This window comes from Shewanella sp. MBTL60-112-B2, from assembly GCF_019655055.1.
In the GTDB taxonomy this organism is placed as follows: Bacteria; Pseudomonadota; Gammaproteobacteria; order Enterobacterales; family Shewanellaceae; genus Shewanella.
Genome location: NZ_BPFA01000002.1, coordinates 86244 through 104422, shown reverse-complemented (window position 1 = coordinate 104422; position 18179 = coordinate 86244). Strand labels below are relative to the sequence as shown.

15 protein-coding genes and 10 tRNA genes are annotated in these 18179 nt (G+C 43.8%); 6 read left to right on the top strand and 19 right to left on the bottom strand.

The features are described from left to right. The 18 genes from hfq to orn form a co-directional block, all read right to left on the bottom strand. Positions 1 to 279: an RNA chaperone Hfq gene (gene hfq, locus K5Q73_RS01765; RefSeq protein WP_028766005.1), complete on the bottom strand. Its 279-nt coding sequence runs from the start codon at positions 277 to 279 to the stop codon at positions 1 to 3. Between the two features lie 93 nt (positions 280 to 372). After that, positions 373 to 1299 (bottom strand): tRNA (adenosine(37)-N6)-dimethylallyltransferase MiaA, encoded by a 927-nt coding sequence (gene miaA / locus K5Q73_RS01760; protein ID WP_259650671.1) that lies wholly within the window; start codon positions 1297 to 1299, stop codon positions 373 to 375. Next, entirely contained in the window at positions 1289 to 3175 is a 1887-nt protein-coding gene (mutL, locus tag K5Q73_RS01755) for a DNA mismatch repair endonuclease MutL (protein WP_220758884.1), read from the bottom strand. Before mutL ends, miaA begins: the two co-directional genes overlap by 11 nt. A gap of 19 nt (positions 3176 to 3194) precedes the next feature. Then, positions 3195 to 4517, bottom strand: coding sequence for an N-acetylmuramoyl-L-alanine amidase (locus K5Q73_RS01750; protein WP_220758885.1), 1323 nt, complete (start codon positions 4515 to 4517; stop codon positions 3195 to 3197). Further along, a complete protein-coding gene (gene tsaE, locus K5Q73_RS01745) occupies positions 4501 to 4977 on the bottom strand; it encodes a tRNA (adenosine(37)-N6)-threonylcarbamoyltransferase complex ATPase subunit type 1 TsaE (RefSeq protein WP_220758886.1) in 477 nt (158 codons plus the stop codon). The genes K5Q73_RS01750 and tsaE overlap by 17 nt, the downstream gene beginning before the upstream one ends. An 80-nt stretch (positions 4978 to 5057) precedes the next feature. After that, positions 5058 to 6536, bottom strand: coding sequence for an NAD(P)H-hydrate dehydratase (locus tag K5Q73_RS01740; protein ID WP_220758887.1), 1479 nt, complete (start codon positions 6534 to 6536; stop codon positions 5058 to 5060). 196 nt (positions 6537 to 6732) lie between these two features. Further along, positions 6733 to 7188 (bottom strand): hypothetical protein, encoded by a 456-nt coding sequence (locus K5Q73_RS01735; RefSeq protein WP_220758888.1) that lies wholly within the window; start codon positions 7186 to 7188, stop codon positions 6733 to 6735. A gap of 541 nt (positions 7189 to 7729) precedes the next feature. Continuing rightward, positions 7730 to 7805, bottom strand: a tRNA-Gly gene (locus K5Q73_RS01730). Between the two features lie 47 nt (positions 7806 to 7852). Further along, positions 7853 to 7944, bottom strand: a tRNA-Gly gene (locus K5Q73_RS01725). Positions 7945 to 7957: 13 nt separating this feature from the next. After that, positions 7958 to 8033 (bottom strand) — tRNA-Gly (locus K5Q73_RS01720). A 48-nt stretch (positions 8034 to 8081) separates the two neighbouring features. Next, positions 8082 to 8157: transfer RNA gene (locus tag K5Q73_RS01715), tRNA-Gly, on the bottom strand. Between the two features lie 20 nt (positions 8158 to 8177). Then, a tRNA-Gly gene (locus K5Q73_RS01710) sits at positions 8178 to 8273 on the bottom strand. A 48-nt stretch (positions 8274 to 8321) separates the two neighbouring features. Further along, a tRNA-Gly gene (locus K5Q73_RS01705) sits at positions 8322 to 8397 on the bottom strand. A gap of 20 nt (positions 8398 to 8417) precedes the next feature. Further along, positions 8418 to 8513 (bottom strand) — tRNA-Gly (locus K5Q73_RS01700). 48 nt (positions 8514 to 8561) lie between these two features. Beyond that, positions 8562 to 8637 (bottom strand) — tRNA-Gly (locus tag K5Q73_RS01695). 20 nt (positions 8638 to 8657) lie between these two features. After that, positions 8658 to 8753: transfer RNA gene (locus K5Q73_RS01690), tRNA-Gly, on the bottom strand. Between the two features lie 48 nt (positions 8754 to 8801). Beyond that, positions 8802 to 8877, bottom strand: a tRNA-Gly gene (locus K5Q73_RS01685). A gap of 114 nt (positions 8878 to 8991) precedes the next feature. Further along, positions 8992 to 9537: an oligoribonuclease gene (orn, locus tag K5Q73_RS01680; RefSeq protein ID WP_220758889.1), complete on the bottom strand. Its 546-nt coding sequence runs from the start codon at positions 9535 to 9537 to the stop codon at positions 8992 to 8994. A gap of 112 nt (positions 9538 to 9649) precedes the next feature. On the opposite strand from orn, the gene rsgA reads away from it, so the two are divergent. From rsgA to K5Q73_RS01655, 5 genes are all read left to right on the top strand, one after another. After that, positions 9650 to 10714, top strand: coding sequence for a small ribosomal subunit biogenesis GTPase RsgA (gene rsgA / locus K5Q73_RS01675; RefSeq protein ID WP_220758890.1), 1065 nt, complete (start codon positions 9650 to 9652; stop codon positions 10712 to 10714). Between the two features lie 160 nt (positions 10715 to 10874). Further along, positions 10875 to 11738, top strand: coding sequence for an archaetidylserine decarboxylase (asd, locus tag K5Q73_RS01670; protein ID WP_220758891.1), 864 nt, complete (start codon positions 10875 to 10877; stop codon positions 11736 to 11738). Positions 11739 to 11753: 15 nt separating this feature from the next. Next, entirely contained in the window at positions 11754 to 12632 is an 879-nt protein-coding gene (locus K5Q73_RS01665; protein ID WP_220758892.1) for a DMT family transporter, read from the top strand. A 70-nt stretch (positions 12633 to 12702) separates the two neighbouring features. Next, on the top strand, positions 12703 to 15891 hold the full coding sequence (locus K5Q73_RS01660; protein WP_220758893.1) for a mechanosensitive ion channel domain-containing protein: 3189 nt from the start codon (positions 12703 to 12705) through the stop codon (positions 15889 to 15891). 24 nt (positions 15892 to 15915) lie between these two features. Continuing rightward, positions 15916 to 16611 carry a glycerophosphodiester phosphodiesterase family protein gene (locus K5Q73_RS01655; RefSeq protein WP_220758894.1) on the top strand — a complete coding sequence of 232 codons (696 nt, stop codon included), beginning with the start codon at positions 15916 to 15918 and terminating at the stop codon, positions 16609 to 16611. An 83-nt stretch (positions 16612 to 16694) separates the two neighbouring features. On the opposite strand, the gene K5Q73_RS01650 is transcribed toward K5Q73_RS01655, so the two are convergent. Further along, positions 16695 to 17027, bottom strand: a complete 333-nt coding sequence (locus K5Q73_RS01650; protein WP_259650672.1) for a DUF3392 domain-containing protein — start codon at positions 17025 to 17027, stop codon at positions 16695 to 16697. 60 nt (positions 17028 to 17087) lie between these two features. Between K5Q73_RS01650 and K5Q73_RS01645 the strand changes: the two genes are divergently transcribed. Further along, on the top strand, positions 17088 to 18014 hold the full coding sequence (locus K5Q73_RS01645; protein WP_220758896.1) for a D-2-hydroxyacid dehydrogenase: 927 nt from the start codon (positions 17088 to 17090) through the stop codon (positions 18012 to 18014). Positions 18015 to 18179 lie beyond the last annotated feature (165 nt).

Here is an 18179-nt window from a genome sequence, read left to right as displayed (position 1 = left end):
TTACTTGTCGTCGCCATCGTCATGCTGTGCGTTATAGCCAGCTTGAGCGTTTGTCGCTTGGTGGTTGCTCACGTTAAATGGACGTGAAGGCACCACTGTAGAAATGGCATGCTTGTAAACCATCTGGCTTACTGTATTTTTAAGCAAAATAACAAACTGGTCGAAAGACTCAACTTGTCCCTGAAGCTTAATGCCGTTAACAAGATAAATAGATACTGGAACGCGTTCACGACGCAATGCGTTCAAAAACGGGTCTTGTAAAGATTGCCCCTTTGCCATTTTCTAATTTCCTTTTTAATTAAAATTAATAGTTATTTTAATACAATAAAACTTTATCTTTGGTTTTAGTATTATATAGCAGCAGCTATTAAGCTAGCGACTATGTCGCATTACTGTTGCTAGATTATTTTCAGCCCCGCTTTCTAGCCAGATTAAATCCGGCCAACCACGTAACCATGTTAATTGACGTTTAGCTAATTGCCTAGTAGCAACAACCGCTTTTTCGACCATAGTTTCATAGTCAATTTCACCATCTAAATACTGCCAACACTGCCTATATCCGACACAGCGCATAGATGGCAGGTCTAAATGTAAATCCGTTCGAGCCTTCAAACGCTCAACTTCACTAGTAAACCCTAGTGTAAGCATGGCTTTAAATCGAGTTTCTATAGCCTTATGTAACACCTTTCTGTCACTTGGTGCAATCGCAAATTGCACCACATCGTAAGGGAATGCGTCAGATTTTGTCTTAGTTAGCTCAGTAAGGGATTGACCACTGATCCGGTAAACCTCTAATGCTCGCGCCAATCGCTGCGGATCATTAGGGTGAATTCGCTCAGCCGAAACAGGATCGATTTCGCGTAACTGGTCATGCAAAGCTTGCCAACCTTGCGCTTCTGCTTCGGCAGCAATCTGCTCTCTTATCGCTTCATCTGCGCTTGGTAGCGGTGATAGTCCCTCTAACAACGCCTTAAAGTACATCATGGTGCCACCGACTAACAAAGGCGTCTTACCACGACTCAAAATATCTTCTATCTGAGCCAAGGCGTCACGCCTAAAGTCCGCCGCAGAGTAGCTTTGTGCGGGATCAATAATATCGATGAGTTTATGTGGCGCTGCAGCTTGCTCTGCAGCATCAGGCTTAGCGGTACCAATATCCATATCTTTGTAGATCAATGCTGAATCCACAGAGATGATCTCACAGTCATACTGCTTAACAAGCTCAATAGCTAATGCGGTTTTACCTGAGGCTGTTGGCCCCATCAAAGTAATAACTTTCTGTGATTTTTTATCGGTCACTCTGATTTTCTTTCATCCATTGCTCCCAAGGTAATTCTTGAGAGTGATTATAAAGCTCACACTGCACATCATCGGGCAATGCATTGAAGGCAAACCACGCCTCATTCGCGCTGGTAAATCGGTTTGCAGCTTGCTCAGCAAGCCACTTTATAATAGCTTCATCGCTGGGTAATTCTAATCTAATCCACTGCAGTAATTCAGGGATTAAAGCTGCCAATTGGCTATCCCTTAGATATGGGGGCACTTTCTTAATAATCAACTGCCCGAGACGAATAGAAAGCTCAATTCCCAACTTGCGTATTAACTGCTCACGATTTTCTATAATCTCAGGCCAGTCATCATCAACGCTGATCGCCACTGGCATCAACAAAGGTTGGCCAATTAAGCCTTGTGCAAACTTGGCCGCAACTTCAGCTTTCAATGCCGCCTTTGCTACCGTAGCAATATTCAGCAGAGATATTTTATCCTCTTTTACTAGCACCCAGTATTGACCAGCGATGACTGGTGGCATACTTACCGCTGCATGAGTACTTTTCGACATGCCGGCTTGATGAGCGACTGGACGCAAAGACCCGCTAGCATTTTGAGTTTCAGCTGTATCGGTACTTAAGAGCTCACCGTAAGCACGAATACTCGTCTGCGAGGGCAAGCTAACATCTGAGTTTCTAGAAGCCGGTTTAAGCTGACTTCTATAACTTGTGCTACCACCCGAGTAAGGCGCTTGACTGGCGCTTGAGTGTCTTTCTCGTACATCAAACGATGTCGATGACTTGCTCTTCGATTCGTCAACGTAGCGAGACGGTGTTACCGCCCCTCGCGTAGGGCTTGTTTGCCATGCTGACGCCTGCTCTGATTCAGGTTCAATATCAACGCTAAGTTGAGTCGATTGTGCCATAGCCGATTGCAGAGCTTGTAAAATATAGTCATGCACATAACGGCTTTGGTGAAAACGTACCTCGTGTTTTGCCGGGTGCACGTTCACATCCACTTGATGGGGATCAAGTTCTAGCATCAGCACGTAACCAGGCGAAATCCCCTCGGCATATTGTGCAAATGCCTGACGAACCGCGTGATTAACCAGCCGATCTTTTACAAGGCGGCCATTGACATAGAAATACTGGGTCTCACTGTAGCCACTCGCTGCGTTTGGTGATTGCAAGTAACCACTTAGGTTCAAATCATTATGCTGACACTCAATTCGCAAACAGGTTTCTGCAAACGCTTTGCCGCAAATTTGCCCGAGGCGCTGGATATACTGAATTTCGGTATTAGCAGGCCGATAATTACGTACCGTCTTACCGTTATGTTTTAAGGTGAAATGAATATCACGTCTAGCCAAGGCGATACGCTTCAGCCACTCATCAATATGGGTGAACTCTGTCTTGTCACTCTTTAAAAAACGACGCCTTGCAGGGGTATTAAAAAACAAATCCACCGCTTCGACCGTTGACCCAACAGGGTGAGCTGCAGGCAATACCTTAACGGCCATCTCGGTGCCTTCAGCATGTGCTTGCCAGGCCTCAGTTTGCTCGGCTGTACGTGAGGTTAAGATAAGCCGCGAAACAGAACTGATACTCGCTAACGCTTCGCCGCGAAAGCCAAAACTCAAGATTGCCTCTAAATCATCTAACGATTTAAGCTTTGACGTGGCATGTCGAGACAAGGCTAGACTCAGGTCCTCTTTTGGGATCCCCGAGCCATTATCGCGGATACGAATAAGTTTAGCGCCGCCCTTTTCAATCTCAATATCGACGCGTGTAGCCCCTGCATCGAGACTGTTTTCAACCAGCTCTTTAATCACAGATGCAGGGCGTTCAACTACCTCACCTGCAGCGATCTGGTTAGCTAATTGTGGCGGTAACTTTTCTATTGCCATTGTGTACTCTCAAAAGCTCTTACGCGCTCGGGATCTTTAATTTCTGACCTATTCGTAGGCTATTTGATTTAAGGTTATTTGCCTTTTTCAAACTGCTTATAGAGATCTGGTAACGATGCGCAATAACCGATAACGACTCTCCACTTCGAACCTTATGTTCAACACTGCTCTTACTCGCCAGTAGTGAGTTCACCGGAGGGTTAGCCTCAAAGTACTTAACCACTCCTTTATGGATGGCTTTAGCAACATTATTCTGATGGTCACGCTGGGATAATAGCCGTTCTTCCTTAGGGTTTGAGATAAAGCCTGTTTCAACCAAAATCGATGGAATATCTGGCGACTTGAGTACAGCAAAACTGGCTGACTCAGGTTTATGCTTATGCAATTTAGTCACGCGTCCAAGATTGGAGAGCACGTCTCCTGCAATATTATGGCTAATCGCCATAGAGCGATCCATAGACATATCCAGCAGTGTCATCGCAAGATACTGTTCATTATCAGTATTTTGAATAATCTCTCCCGCCCCGCCGAGCAGTTCTGAATGTTTTTCTTTTTGCTCTAACCAGCGACCAATTTCACTGTTTGCACGGCGCATGGATAATACCCATACAGAGGCGCCCCTAGGTTGTGGGGAAGTAAAAGCATCCGCATGGATAGAGATTAGAAGGTCGGCCTTGCTGTTACGGGCAATGTCAGAGCGTTTATTCAAATTGACAAAATAATCGCCAGTTCGTGTCATTACCGCCCTCATACCCGGTGTGGCATTAATCTTTTGAGCGACTTTTTTTGATATCTCTAATACAAGTTTTTTCTCATAGATGCCCGTAGGTCCTATAGAACCAGGATCCTCACCGCCGTGACCCGCATCGATGGCGATCACCACATCTCTTAATTGAGTTTTGGGTTTCGTGACGGCAGTTTTTTTCGCCGTCGAACCTGCGCTATCTAAATCAACCACCAAACGATTACCGTATGGTGCAGTTGGAGGCAGTGCAAACAAACTCGCTTTTACAGGCTTAACCAGATCGATAACCAGGCGTAACGTGCCTTTCTCCGGCGGGCTACTCTTACGTACTTTCTTAACCAGCTTACTGTTATTTTTAATCTTATTGAGATCGACTTTATTAGAGGACTTCTTCAAATCCACCACTAAGCGGTAAGGATTCGTAAGAGTAAAATAGCTATAGTCTGGAGACTGACTCAAATCGAAAACAAGACGAGTCGAGTCTGGCGCAGCCCAAATCCTTACGCTTTCGAGCGTATTAGCACTCTGCGCAAAGAATGAAGCACCAAACGTAAAAAGGAGTATAAATAATCTAAATATATTACTGTTTATTATCATTATTGTTTAGAGCCGCCAATATATTTTCACCTTCTACCGAAAGTGCCTGTAACTCAACTTCTCGTCCAGTATTAACATACTTAATATGGATATGTATATCAGCAGTAGGTAATAAACCATGACCGCGATCTGGCCACTCTACAATGCAAAGGCTACGTTCAGTAAAATAATCGCGTATGCCCATAAACTCTAACTCTTCTGGATCATATAAACGATATAGGTCGAAATGGTACACATCTAGCCCATCGAGCTCGTAGGGCTCAACTAAAGTATAAGTTGGACTTTTTACCGCCCCTTGATGGCCAAGACTTTGAATAAGACCGCGACTAAAAGTCGTCTTACCTGCACCTAGGTCACCACTTAAATAAACAGTTAATGGAGGCGTAATCAAGCCTGCTAACTTAGTACCTAGGTTAACCGTGTCTTGCTCGTCATTTAAATTTAATGTAATTGCTTGCATACTCATTTCGAATTGAAAAGCGTCCTAATAAAATCGTGCGTAGAATGCATTACTTTAACCTAATCACCTAGCTTTCTAAACTAGATTTCATTAACTAACTGGCGAATATAGGGCATTAGGTCACTCGCTAGCATTCCTCGCTCACCCGCCCGAGCTGCCAAATCTGCCGCATCACCATGGATCACTACCGCTAAGCAAGCAGCCTCCATACTCGAGTATCCTTGAGCGACTAGCCCACCAATCACTCCTGCAAGCACATCACCGCAGCCTCCACTTGCAAGACCAGGGTTACCAACTGGCGCCACTACGCATTGATTACCATCAAAAATAAGGGTTCCAGCCCCTTTAAGCACAATCACCCCACCATATTCCTGATGCAGCAGCCTAATGGCTTTGAATCTGTCTTGCTCAACCTCCTCGATACTTATATTGAGAAGCCTCGCCGCTTCACCCGGATGAGGGGTTAATATCCAATATTTTTGCCTCATTGGCATTTCTTTCAGCAAGTTAAGGCCGTCAGCATCGATCACGCAGGGCTTATCACTTAGATCCACCGCTTTGAGTAAGTTATATCCCCAATCATCAGTGCCTAATCCAGGACCTATCACTAATGCTGTAGCCCATCCAAGCTTTAAATACACTTCCATATCAACCAACTCGCAGCCCCAAAACATCAATTCAGGACGAGTGGCACTAACAATTAGTTGGTGCTCAGGTCTTGATATAACTGTAACAAGTCCAGCACCACTTCGCAGACAACCTTCTGCAGCTAGCCTCACCGCACCAGCCATGCCGTAATCGCCGCCTATAACAGAGACCTTACCGCAGTTTCCTTTGTGAGCATCTCTTTTACGAGGGGAAAAAGCCTTAATATACTGACTACTAACAATCCGCGTTGCACTTGGTTTAGGTAAATAACCCGTTAGGCCCAACTCGGCAATCAAGATCTCACCACAATTATGACGAGCCTTTCCCGTTAACAAACCTTGCTTCAATGCGCCAAAAGTCAAAGTAACATCAGCTTCAATCGCTATTGTTGCGTAGCTTCCAGTATCAGGATTCAGCCCAGATGGCACATCAAGACTTAGCACCCAGGCACTGCTTTTGTTTGCTGCATCGATAACCCTGCTAAGTTCAGCGCTTAATTCACCAGAGATCCCTGTGCCTAGCAAGCCATCAATAATGACTCCAGCCTCTAAAATCTGAGAATGACAAAACTCAACAACTTCTCCTCCAGACTCTAAGAACTGACGAATAGCACTTGTAAGCTCATCACTCGGGTTGCTGGGCGTACTTGCTTGTAATGTAACGTCAAAGCCCGCTTCTAGTAACAATGAGGCTGTCACATACGCATCGGCGCCATTGTTACCATGCCCTGCCAATACCACTACTTCCTTAGTATCAGCCAGCCTTTCTTTTATTAGCTCAAAGGCTGCTGCTCCGGCTTTTTCAACCAATTGATATAGACTGACGCAACCACTCTTTACCGCACTCAATTCGGCGGCTCTAACTTGCTCGGTTAGAAACAGGGATGTCGGTAATAAGTGTGCTTGGCTCATATCACGGTTCCTAGAAGTGGGGAGAGATATTAATTAATGTAGTAGCTTAAAGACTTAGGCTTAAGTGCAAATGAATCCTAAAGGGCCTTAGATAACCTAAGTTTGATCTATCACAATTATAACGGCTCACATCGCCGCAATATTTAATTAAAAAAGGCACCTACCGGTGCCTTCGTTAGCTAAGCTTGGTGCAAACTTAGATGTCATCCATTCGAATACTGCTGTGTACAAGGCGTTGTTGTTGGATTTTCTTAACCCTAACAAGATCTTCTAGTGCGCCCTTCGTTTCTGCTGTCGCAGAAGAGTTAGCGGTCTTCTCTAATAGCCCGATTAAGCTGTTATCCAATTTTAGATGCAGTTCTAGCACATCATCTTCAGTCATATTGGCAGGCAAAGTTAACTTCTGGCATTGACCAATAAAGTCTTCAAAAACAATGTCTTTATACCAAGTATCTAGAATCTTTTTCGGCGCTTCATCAATATAGTCCTCTAGTTTTTCAGCGGTATTACGCTCATGTTGCTGAAAATACTCTAACATCAACTTCACTCTAGAAGAGTCAGCATGTGCATGTAAGCGGCTATAGAGTTGCGCCATCTCTATGCGGCATCTCGCCACATAATCTAAAAGCTCACTGAGTTGTTGAATACGCATTTTTCCTCTCCTTAGTCCGCCACATAAAAGTGACACGCCCAAATATTAGTCATTTTTAATTATGGTATGAAAAACCGACTTAATATTTGAGCACAGTCAAACTTTAGCAAAGCAAAACCCGCTTACTTTAGAGATTATGAAAGAAACAAGCGTTCGATCACGTAATCGCTCAAGCAAGGCTAAAACGATAAGTAACAAACAGAGCTAATGATGTATCAACAAGGTCTATGACTATCTTCTTTAGTTTAGTTTGGTTTGGTTTGGTTTGGTTTGGTTTGGTTTGGTTTGGTTTGGTTTGGTTTGGTTTGGTTTGGTTTGGTTTGGAGTTTAAACGGAATGATACGAAGAGGAAGATTGGAGCGAGCTTTTGATCTTATCGAGAGTGGGTTCGAACCGGCTGTTTATACAAGCAGGCCTATACCTTGGCAAAAAAGGGTATCAACATTTTCTACGAGCACAACTGAGCTAATGCTGTATAAAAAATTTGGTTTTACTAAGTTTTGAATTTATTTCTTTAGGATTTTGTAGAAGAGGAGAAGATTGGAGCGACATATCGGGTTCGAACCGATGACCTATACCTTGGCAAGGTATCGCTCTACCAACTGAGCTAATGTCGCATAAATCTTTTTACTTACCGGACTTGGTGTTCCCATAAGCTTTAAATTGGAGCGACATATCGGGTTCGAACCGATGACCTATACCTTGGCAAGGTATCGCCCTTCTGCTCTCATAAAGAGTCAACTGAGCTAATGTCGCATAATCTTTAAATTGGAGCGACATATCGGGTTCGAACCGATGACCTATACCTTGGCAAGGTATCGCTCTACCAACTGAGCTAATGTCGCATAAATCTTTTTCACTTACCGGACTTAGTGTTCCCATAAGCTTTAAATTGGAGCGACATATCGGGTTCGAACCGATGACCTATACCTTGGCAAGGTATCGCTCTACCAACTGAGCTAATGTCGCATAAAACTTTACTTGATTGAAACGACATATCGGATTCAAATCAAAAACCGATGTCTGATACCTTGGCAAGGTATCGCCCTTTTGCTCTTATAAAGAGTCAACTGAGCTAATGTCGCATAAATCTTTTTCACTTACCGGACTTGGTGTTCCCATAAGTTTTAAATTGGAGCGACATATCGGGTTCGAACCGATGACCTATACCTTGGCAAGGTATCGCTCTACCAACTGAGCTAATGTCGCATAAAACTTTACTTGATTGAAACGACATATCGGATTCAAAACAAAAACCGATGACTGATACCTTGGCAAGGTATCGCCCTTTTGCTCTTATAAAGAGTCAGCTGAGCTAATGTCGCATAAATCTTTTTCACTTACCGGACTTGGTGTTCCCATAAGTTTTAATTTGGAGCGACATATCGGGTTCGAACCGATGACCTATACCTTGGCAAGGTATCGCTCTACCAACTGAGCTAATGTCGCATAAATCTTTACTTGATTGAAACGACATATCGGATTCAAAACAAAAACCGATGACTTATACCTTGGCAAGGTATCGCCCTTTTGCTCTTATAAAGAGTCAACTGAGCTAATGTCGCATAAATCTTGTTTACTTACCGGACTTGGTGTTCCCATAAGTTTTAATTTGGAGCGACATATCGGGTTCGAACCGATGACCTATACCTTGGCAAGGTATCGCTCTACCAACTGAGCTAATGTCGCATTTCAACTTTTATCAATAATCACTAAGTTGGTGCTTAGCGAAAAGTTGAGGCCGCATTATATGAAAATTTCCCTACTCTGCAACCCTTTCTTTTAAATAATCTGACTGATTGGTTAAATAGTAAATACTTTAGCTCGATAAAACTGCAATTCGGCGATAGATTCTTCGATATCTTGCAATGCTTGGTGAGTATTCTTTTTCTTAAAGCCTTCCATTGCTGTTGGTTCCCAGCGACGAACCAACTCTTTAATCGTGCTCACATCGATATTACGGTAATGAAAGTAATCTTCAAGCTCTGGCATATAGCGATTTAGAAAGCGACGATCTTGACCAATACTATTACCACACATAGGTGAAGCACCTGCTGGCACATATTGCGATAAAAACGCGATAGTCTCTGCAATTGCTTGTTCTTCATTTACCGTACTCGCTCTAACGCGATCAACTAGACCTGATTCACCATGGTGTTTTTGATTCCAATCGTCCATTAGCGCTAATTGTTCATCAGATTGATGAATCGCAATAACAGGGCCTTGCGCAATAATATTTAGCTCTTTATCTGTCACTATTGTGGCCATTTCTATAATCTTATCAACGGCAGGCTCTAGTCCTGTCATTTCTAAATCGACCCAAATCAGATTGTTCTCATCTATAGCCATAATGCGACCCGTTATTCCTGTTAGCCTAAATTCAGGCTTTTTTGTTTAAGACCGTGTATCATACTGCTTTTTTAAGCAACACAAAATCACCTTTATCATTGAAGACTAATACGTGAGTAAAAAGAAACCGCTAAGCCATGGTCAATTACGCAGAATGCGGACCAACCAAAAAAAGAAATTACAGAGCCGTGATGCTGGCGAAACTACTGACTTACAAGACAGTATGTTAGGTCCTGAGCAACAAGGCACCATTATTTCACGCTTCGGCCAACACGCTGACGTCGAGACGGACTCTGGCCACCTTGCTCGCTGTAATATTCGCCGTAATATTAAAAGCCTAGTGACTGGTGATAAAGTTATCGTTCGTTTGGCACTGACCAGTGAGTCAGGGGCTAGTCGTATCGAAGGTATTGTCGAAGCCGTGCATCCTAGGCATTCACAGCTTTCGCGCCCTGACCTTTATGACGGCGTGAAAATCATTGCATCAAATATCGATCAGATTTTGATTGTCACCTCAACACAGCCGGCTTTTACGACCCAAATCATCGATCGTTATCTGGTCGCGGCTGAAGATACTGGCATCGAGCCGGTCATCATCTTGAATAAAGTCGACTTGATTACGCCAGAAGAGGCGCCAGAGATCGATGCAGCGCTTGAGCGATACAAGAGCATAGGCTATCGAGTATATCGGGTGAGTAGCAAAACGGGTGAAGGTGTTGAACAGCTACATGCCCTGATGAACGACAAAGTAAACGTCTTTGTTGGCCAGTCTGGTGTAGGTAAGTCATCGATGATCAACGCCATGATGCCTGATGCTGAGCTCATTACCGGTGATATTTCTGAAAACTCAGGCCTTGGCCAACATACCACTACCACCGCAAAACTGCTGCATATCGCTACTGGCGGAGATTTAATTGACTCTCCAGGTGTGCGTGAGTTTGCATTATGGCACTTGCCTGCAGATCGCGTGGGTTGGTGCTTTGTTGAGTTTAGAGATTATTTAGGGACCTGTAAGTTTAGAGACTGCAAACACCTAAACGATCCTGGGTGTTCAATTACCGAAGCGTTCAAAGCCGGTGAGATCACTGAAGACAGATACAATAATTATCATCGCATTATTGCGAGTCTTGATGAGCAGAGACACGCTCGTCACTTTAGAGCAGGTCCAGACGAATAGTCTGTCTTGCAAATAAGGTTTCAACTTAGGTTAAGTAGTGCACCATCGACCTCAAATAAACATTGCACCAAATAGCAAAGAGTTTGAATCGAGAGAGTACCGCAACATAAAACAACAGATAGCACCTATACGTTAGGTTAAAGATTTAAGGATATTTAAATTGGATAAAGTAAAAATTGCTCTGCAATATATTATGCCTAAGCATTTGCTTTCTCGCCTTGTTGGCAAACTTGCAGCGGCAGAAATGGGCTCAGTAACAACTGCAGCTATTAACTGGTTCATTAAACAATATAAAATTGATATGAGCGAAGCTGCAGAGTCAGAAGCAACGGCTTACCGTACTTTTAATGATTTCTTCACCCGCGCATTAAAACCTGGCATGCGTCCACTTTGTGAAGACAATGACTACATTGTGCATCCTGTAGATGGTGCAGTTAGCCAACTAGGTCCAATTAAAGAAGGCCGTATTTTTCAGGCCAAAGGACATGATTATTCTTCACTTGCGCTACTAGGCGATCAAGCCGATGATGCTAAGCGTTTTGAGGGTGGTGATTTTGCCACAATTTACCTTGCGCCAAAGGACTATCATCGCATTCATATGCCGATTAAAGGCACCTTGTCTAAGATGACCTATGTTCCAGGTGAACTCTTCTCCGTTAATCCGTTAACGGCTGAAAACGTACCAGGCCTATTTGCTCGCAATGAACGTGTTGTAGCAATTTTTGAGACCGAAATTGGCCCAATGGCAATGGTTCTAGTCGGTGCAACAATCGTAGCCAGCATTGAAACGGTTTGGGCTGGTACAGTAACACCACCAACAGGAAAGAAAGTATTCACTTGGGATTATCCAACTGAAGGCCCTAATGCGCTGACACTTGAGAAAGGGGCCGAAATGGGTCGTTTCAAACTAGGTAGCACTGTTGTGATGTTGTTCGCCAAAGACGCCCTCGATAAATTTGCAGATGGAGTAGAACCAAAGAGCGTGACACGTATGGGTCAAGCCTTTGCAAAAATCGAAGACTAATTTCTAAAGGTAAGCATGGACAATAAAAAAACAGGGCTGTTAGAACTACACTTCGCGGTATTACTTTTTGGTGGTACCGCACTGTTTTCCAAGCTTATCCCCCTTAGCGCACTCGACATTACTCTGCTACGCTGTGTCGTTGCAGCCACTGTGCTTGCGCTAATCGTCAAACTCAGCAAGCAACGTCTATCCTTAAACGCCAACAAAGACTATTTCATCGCAATAGGGCTTGGTATCATCGTCAGTCTGCACTGGGTGACCTACTTTGCCTCAATGCAATTATCATCGGTCGCCATCGGCATGATTGCGTTTTTTACCTATCCAGTGATGACGGTATTAGTCGAACCCATAGTCACTAAAACTAAACTCAAATTAGCAGATGTGATCAGTGGCATAGTCGTGCTCATTGGTGTGTCTTTGTTGATCCCAGAAGCAAGCCTAGGTAATGACGTCACTCTTGGAATTGCTATTGGTATTTTATCTGCCGCCTTCTTTACTGCCCGCAACCTACTGCATAAACGTTATTTCAGCGCATACAGCGGCAAGCAAGCCATGTTCTATCAGACCTCTGTCGCCGTTTTCTTTTTAGCGCCATGGCTAAGCGTAGAACTGAGCAGCATAGAACAAAATGTATGGTGGTTGATTATTTTACTCGGAGTAGTGTTTACCGCTGCGCCCCATGCACTATTTACCTCAGCATTAAGGCTTCTGAGCGCAAAAACCGTTGGCTTGGTCTCCTGTTTGCAACCCTTTTATGGTGCCATGTTGGCACTAATCCTACTCGGAGAAGACTTAGCGCTAAAAACTGTTATTGGCGGAACCTTAGTCGTCGCCACTGCACTTTTTGAAACTCAGCAAAGTCACAGATCGAATAGGATAAAAAAGACTGTTTAGAACGATTTATTTATCAGCTCAACTTGGCTACTATTACTGTGTCTTTTTTTGCCTTATTTATACTCTTATCATGCATCGTTTTTTATTGCTTCTACTGTGCCTATTCGCCTTATCGGCTAGCGCTAACTCGCCTCTTCAAATTGAAAAACGCCTAGGGCTCTCCTCTAAAAGTACTGAGTTAACTCCGCAGGAACAATTAAGTCTCCTAGAAGACAAGATCCATGAACTCGTCCTCACCGAAAATAGTGCTCGCGAGCTCTTAAATAACTATGCCAAGCATAAGCAAAACTTGCTTAACCAAATTCAAGATGCACAAAAAACATTAAACGACTCAGATCAGCAGGATATCAATCAGCAGGCCTCGCTCGCCTATCTGCGCCTATCGGAACTCAAAGATGTTGAAATCAGCTTAGGGCAAAAAATCAATGCGTTAATAAAGTCTCACAGCGAACTGCCTGATGCCTTAGTTAAAGCTAGAGCGGCATTACAAAAACACAAAAAAATCCGCATCGGCAAAGAGCAAACCATTAATAATCAGCTTATCGTCGCCCAAGGGAGGCTCTATGAGCAAGATGTTAAAACACTCGAAGCAGTATTAGCTAGCAGCCAAAAAGAGATCGACTTAAATCAGCTACAGTTAAAGTTAGTGCGTGAGCAATTGGCTCAGCAAGAGCTGCTTATCGAGCGCTTAAACCAAAAAATTGTCTTGCAAAGAGAAGCTCGTACAGAAGCAACCATTGCAGGAAGTTTATTGCCAGATGACAATAGCCACGATCCTATTGCCCAAGAGCTCAGCGATAGCAATTTAGTTTACGGTGAGAATTTAAAAAAGCTGAATCAAAAAATCAGCCTAACTCTGACTCGGCAAGAAAAGGCTGAAGCCCAGTACCAAGCTCAAGCCAAACAGCTAACAACAATACAACAGCAAATTGGCTGGATTAAGCTTAATTCAGCCTTTGGTGAACGCTTCTTACAAATGCTGCAAGCCTTGCCTAAACCGCCAAATCAGGAGCCGCTTCAAAGTGAAATAGCCAACACTCGACTTGCTCGATATCAAATTGAGCAAGCGCAAACCCTAAATAGTCAGCAAGTGACATCAATTGGCGCCGATAACTCATTGCAGGCCAAGCTGCTTTCTTCACAAGGCTTGCTACTGCAGCAGCTACTACAGAGTTATGATCAATACCTAAGTGAGCTAGCCGATCTTAGGGTCAGTTATGAGCAACTAAACCAGCAATATCTGACGCTTAAAAGCACGCTCAATGACCACCTGTTCTGGGTTCCGAATGCTAACAGCATAGGTGGTTTATGGATAACTGATTTACACCAGAGTATTCAATGGATGCTACAACAGGCTCCTTGGGGACAGATGCAAAGTTCCTTCGATGAGCAAAGCACCCTATGGTCGTTGTGGCTAATTCTGTTTGTCATCAGTATTATCACCCAAGATATTTTGACACCGAAATTTAAATCGGCGATGCGCCGAGAACTACCTTTTGTCGGCAATGTGACTCAAGATAAGTTCATCTATACCTTTCATGTACTGATCAACTCCTTGGGTTACAGCCTACTCAAGCCGCTACCTATTGTGTTCGCTGGCGGTATCTTCTACCAGTCGAGCCACAACTTTGTTTCCGCCATCGGTATGGGGATCATGGCCTTAGGTCTACTCTATCAACTTTACCGCTTCATCTACCTACTGGCGTTAGACAGAGGCTTATTGATCAATCACTTTAAAGCACCAAAAAGCATGGTGCGCTCCGGTCAGGCACGTTTTAGAAAGTTCACCATTATGGCAACACCTTTTCTAGCCATCATGGCCTTTACCGAAGTAATAGACACCTCTCTGGTTAGAAATAGCCTAGGTCGTGGTGCATTTATTATTTTCTGCCTGATGCTGTTTTGGTTCTATAAGGACATGCTCAGCCTATCTAACAAAGAAAATACTGCCGAGCACAGTAAGAATAAAAAACTATTACAGAAGCTATTGTGGGCCATGCTAATCATCATGCCCCTTGCCTGCGCCGTGTTGGCATTCCAAGGCTACTACTACACCGCATTCCAGATGTTCCTGCAGTTGCAGTTATCATTGATATTTGGTTTAGGTTTCTTGTTGCTATTCAACTTAATCAAGCGTTGGATGTTAATAGAGCGTCGTCGCATCGCCTTTGAACGAGCCAAGGCCAAGCGTGCTGAAGTACTCGCACAACGTGAAAAAGGTGAGCTGAATGTCAACGACCAAGCCGATACCTACGAAGAACCAATCGTCGATCTTGAAACTATCTCTAGCCAGTCTTTAGGATTAGTACGCTCACTGTTATTGCTGGCATTTTTAGCCAGTATCGTCGGGTTATGGACTCAGACCCACACCGCACTATTCTCGCTACTCGACGGAGTCACCTTGTGGTCGAGCAACACCACAGTCAATGGTATTGACCAACAGCTGCCAATAACCCTTAAGTCTCTGCTTTTATCGCTGATTATTGTTGGTTTCTCGATGATGATAGCAACCAACTTGCCCGGCCTTATCGAGCTTACGATTTTACAAAGGCTCGATCTCAGCCAAGGCACAGGCTTTGCTTTAACCACTGTCAGCCGCTATTTAGTGGTGATGTTTGGTGTGCTGGCAGGCTTCTCCACTTTAGGCATGGAATGGTCAAAGCTACAGTGGCTAGTTGCCGCCCTCTCGGTTGGTTTAGGTTTCGGCTTACAAGAGATCTTTGCCAACTTTATTTCAGGTTTGATCATTCTATTTGAGAAACCTGTTCGTATTGGCGATACCGTCACTATCCGTGACCTCACGGGCACTGTGAGTAAAATCCAAATTCGTGCTACCACGATTATCGATTGGGATAGAAAAGAGATCATCGTCCCAAACAAGGCATTTATCACCGAACAGCTGATTAACTGGTCACTATCAGATCCTATCACGCGAGTGATAATCTATGTGTCTGTTGCTCGCGACTCAGATCCTGCACGAGTAGAAGCAGCGCTTTACCAAGCCGTACAAGAGTGTGACGATGCACTACTCTCGCCTGAGCCTGAAGTATGGTTTGCCGGTTTTGGTCAACATACCCAAGACTTCGAAGTACGTGCTTATGCAAAAGATATGGGCACTCGCTGGCCTCTAAGGCACAAGCTACATAAACAGATCAGCAAGAAGCTGCGTGAAAACAACCTAGAACTTGCTTACCCGCAACTTGAAGTGCACCTTTCTGCTAGCCAGAATAAAGAGGTACAGAGTTTATTAAGAACTTAAATTAAAGACGGTTGAGATGCCATTATGATGATATTTGCCCATAGAGGAGCCAGTGGTTATCTGGCTGAAAACAGCCTAGCCGCTTTTGCAAAGGCTGTTGAACTCGGAGCGACTGCGGTAGAGCTTGATATCCACTTAGTCGAAGATGAACTGTACGTGTTTCACGATAGGCGCCTTGACCCCAAAAGCACAGGGGTTGGCCTTATTGAACAATACACTAAGCAGGCCTTGAGTCTTATCACTATCGACGGTGAGCCTATTCCAACCTTAGTGCAAGTATTAAAATTACTAAAACCTCACAACACCTTAGTCAACATTGAGCTGAAAGGGCTTGGCTGCCTAGAGGCTTTTATCGACCTCTACCCTAAGCTTATCAGCGAGCTTAAATACGACAGTAGCAAACTACTAATTTCATCGTTTAACCACCCGTTCTTGGCTTGCTTGAAACAGCAATGCCCTAACGCGTTAGTAGCCCCTTTAATTGAAGGTGTACCACTAGATCTTACCAATGTTGTCAGTCAGCTGGATGCTTACTCCATTCATTTAGGACTTAGCTTTACCACTCTGGAAATGGTTGATGACGCGCATAAACGGGGTGCTAAGGTGTATGTCTATACCGTAGATAACCTTGAGGATCTCGACATGTTAAAGCTGATGGGGGTTGATGGTGTATTTACTAACTATCCTGACCGAGCGATTAGCCATCTCGGTCTAAATTGAGATGAAATAAAGCCATCCACAGCGCAGCAAATACTGGCAAGTTGCCTAAATTAATGAAAATAATCTACACTAAAATTAATAACTTAAACTTGTCTGTTGCGCTGCGCCCAGCTACCTATCGCAAAGAAAATAGCGATAACCAGAACAAATAACCAGTGAGATGGGATCTTAGCCATATTTTGCGCTAATAAAGGGCTTAAATGGATAATCATAAGCCCATAGCCAAACGCATTCACCATGACGAAAATCAGAGTGCGCAGCAAAAAAGAGCGTCCCGCAAAATAGCGACGTAGAAAACGATTAATATCGGCTCCAAAAACCACCAGACAACAAGCAACGATTGCTGTCGAAACTTCTGGTAGCCAAGGGTAAATAAATGACCCTAAATAGTTAAAAAATTCAATAACCTTAGACATTGTATTACACATCACCAAGCAGGTTTAAATCGAGGTGAATGTAGAATATAGGGAGTTAGTATGGGACACAAGCTACTATTACTCACCAGAGAAAATGAGCGATATCGTCAACTTTTAAATTCGTGCCATCTACCTAATACCATCATTTTGGACGATGACCCTAAAGGGATTTTTAATGCTGATATCTGGTTAGCCGAACCTAAACTTGCAGCACCTTTGCTACCCCATGCCGCAAACTTAAAGTGGATGCAGTCAACTTTTGCAGGCGTCGATGCCTTGGTTAAGCCTAGGCAGCGTAAAGACTACGAGCTCACTAATGTTAGGGGGATTTTCGGCCCTTTAATGAGTGAATACTTATTTGGTTATCTACTCGCTTACCAAAGAGAACATAGAAAATACCGTACTCAGCAAGATCAAAAAATTTGGTTACCGGGTAGCTTTAAGACCCTACAGGGGCAAACTTTACTGCTACTAGGCACTGGCTCAATTGCCAAACATATTGCTCAAACTGCAAAGCACTTTGGTATGCATGTTATCGGGATCAATCGCGGTGCCAAGCCCACTAGAGGCTTCGATGAAATCGATACCTTGGCCAATCTTGCTCGCTACCTACCTCAAGCCGATGCGGTCGCCAGCATCCTGCCTAGCACCCCGGACACCCAAGGTGCCCTTAATAAGCAGACCCTGTCACTTCTGAAAGAAGAGGTAGTCTTGTTCAACCTAGGCCGCGGCGACGTTCTCGATTTAGATGCGCTCTACCAACAATTAATCAAACACCCAGAGCAGCAAGCAATTTTAGACGTGTTTAACCAAGAGCCTTTACCTGAAGAGCACCCAATTTGGTCGCTAGACAATGTCGTTATTACGCCGCATATCGCTGCGCCGAGCTTTCCTGAGCAAGTGGTCGAAATTTTTGCAGAGAACTTTCATAAATGGATTAAAGGAGAAAAACTCTCCCATAGAGTGCACTTCGAGCGTGGTTACTAAAACTAAAGGTCATGCACAAAATATGAGCTCAATAACAATCGGCAAAATAATGTGACTTAGGCACGCTTTTTAATAACTCGCATAATCGATATCACTAATAAATATAGCCAAGAGTTATTAGCACTGAGAATCATTTGTATTTATACTTCGTGCCATGTTCGATTT

Excerpts from the sequence above, each read along its gene's own strand:
- hfq (WP_028766005.1), bottom strand. The coding sequence starts at position 279 with ATGGCAAAGGGGCAATCTTTACAAGACCCGTTTTTGAACGCATTGCGT.
- mutL (WP_220758884.1), bottom strand. The coding sequence starts at position 3,175 with ATGGCAATAGAAAAGTTACCGCCACAATTAGCTAACCAGATCGCTGCA.
- K5Q73_RS01750 (WP_220758885.1), bottom strand. The coding sequence starts at position 4,517 with ATGATAATAAACAGTAATATATTTAGATTATTTATACTCCTTTTTACG.
- tsaE (WP_220758886.1), bottom strand. The coding sequence starts at position 4,977 with ATGCAAGCAATTACATTAAATTTAAATGACGAGCAAGACACGGTTAAC.
- K5Q73_RS01740 (WP_220758887.1), bottom strand. The coding sequence starts at position 6,536 with ATGAGCCAAGCACACTTATTACCGACATCCCTGTTTCTAACCGAGCAA.
- K5Q73_RS01735 (WP_220758888.1), bottom strand. The coding sequence starts at position 7,188 with ATGCGTATTCAACAACTCAGTGAGCTTTTAGATTATGTGGCGAGATGC.
- orn (WP_220758889.1), bottom strand. The coding sequence starts at position 9,537 with ATGGCTATAGATGAGAACAATCTGATTTGGGTCGATTTAGAAATGACA.
- K5Q73_RS01665 (WP_220758892.1), top strand. The coding sequence starts at position 11,754 with ATGGACAATAAAAAAACAGGGCTGTTAGAACTACACTTCGCGGTATTA.
- K5Q73_RS01660 (WP_220758893.1), top strand. The coding sequence starts at position 12,703 with ATGCATCGTTTTTTATTGCTTCTACTGTGCCTATTCGCCTTATCGGCT.
- K5Q73_RS01655 (WP_220758894.1), top strand. The coding sequence starts at position 15,916 with ATGATGATATTTGCCCATAGAGGAGCCAGTGGTTATCTGGCTGAAAAC.
- K5Q73_RS01650 (WP_259650672.1), bottom strand. The coding sequence starts at position 17,027 with ATGTCTAAGGTTATTGAATTTTTTAACTATTTAGGGTCATTTATTTAC.
- K5Q73_RS01645 (WP_220758896.1), top strand. The coding sequence starts at position 17,088 with ATGGGACACAAGCTACTATTACTCACCAGAGAAAATGAGCGATATCGT.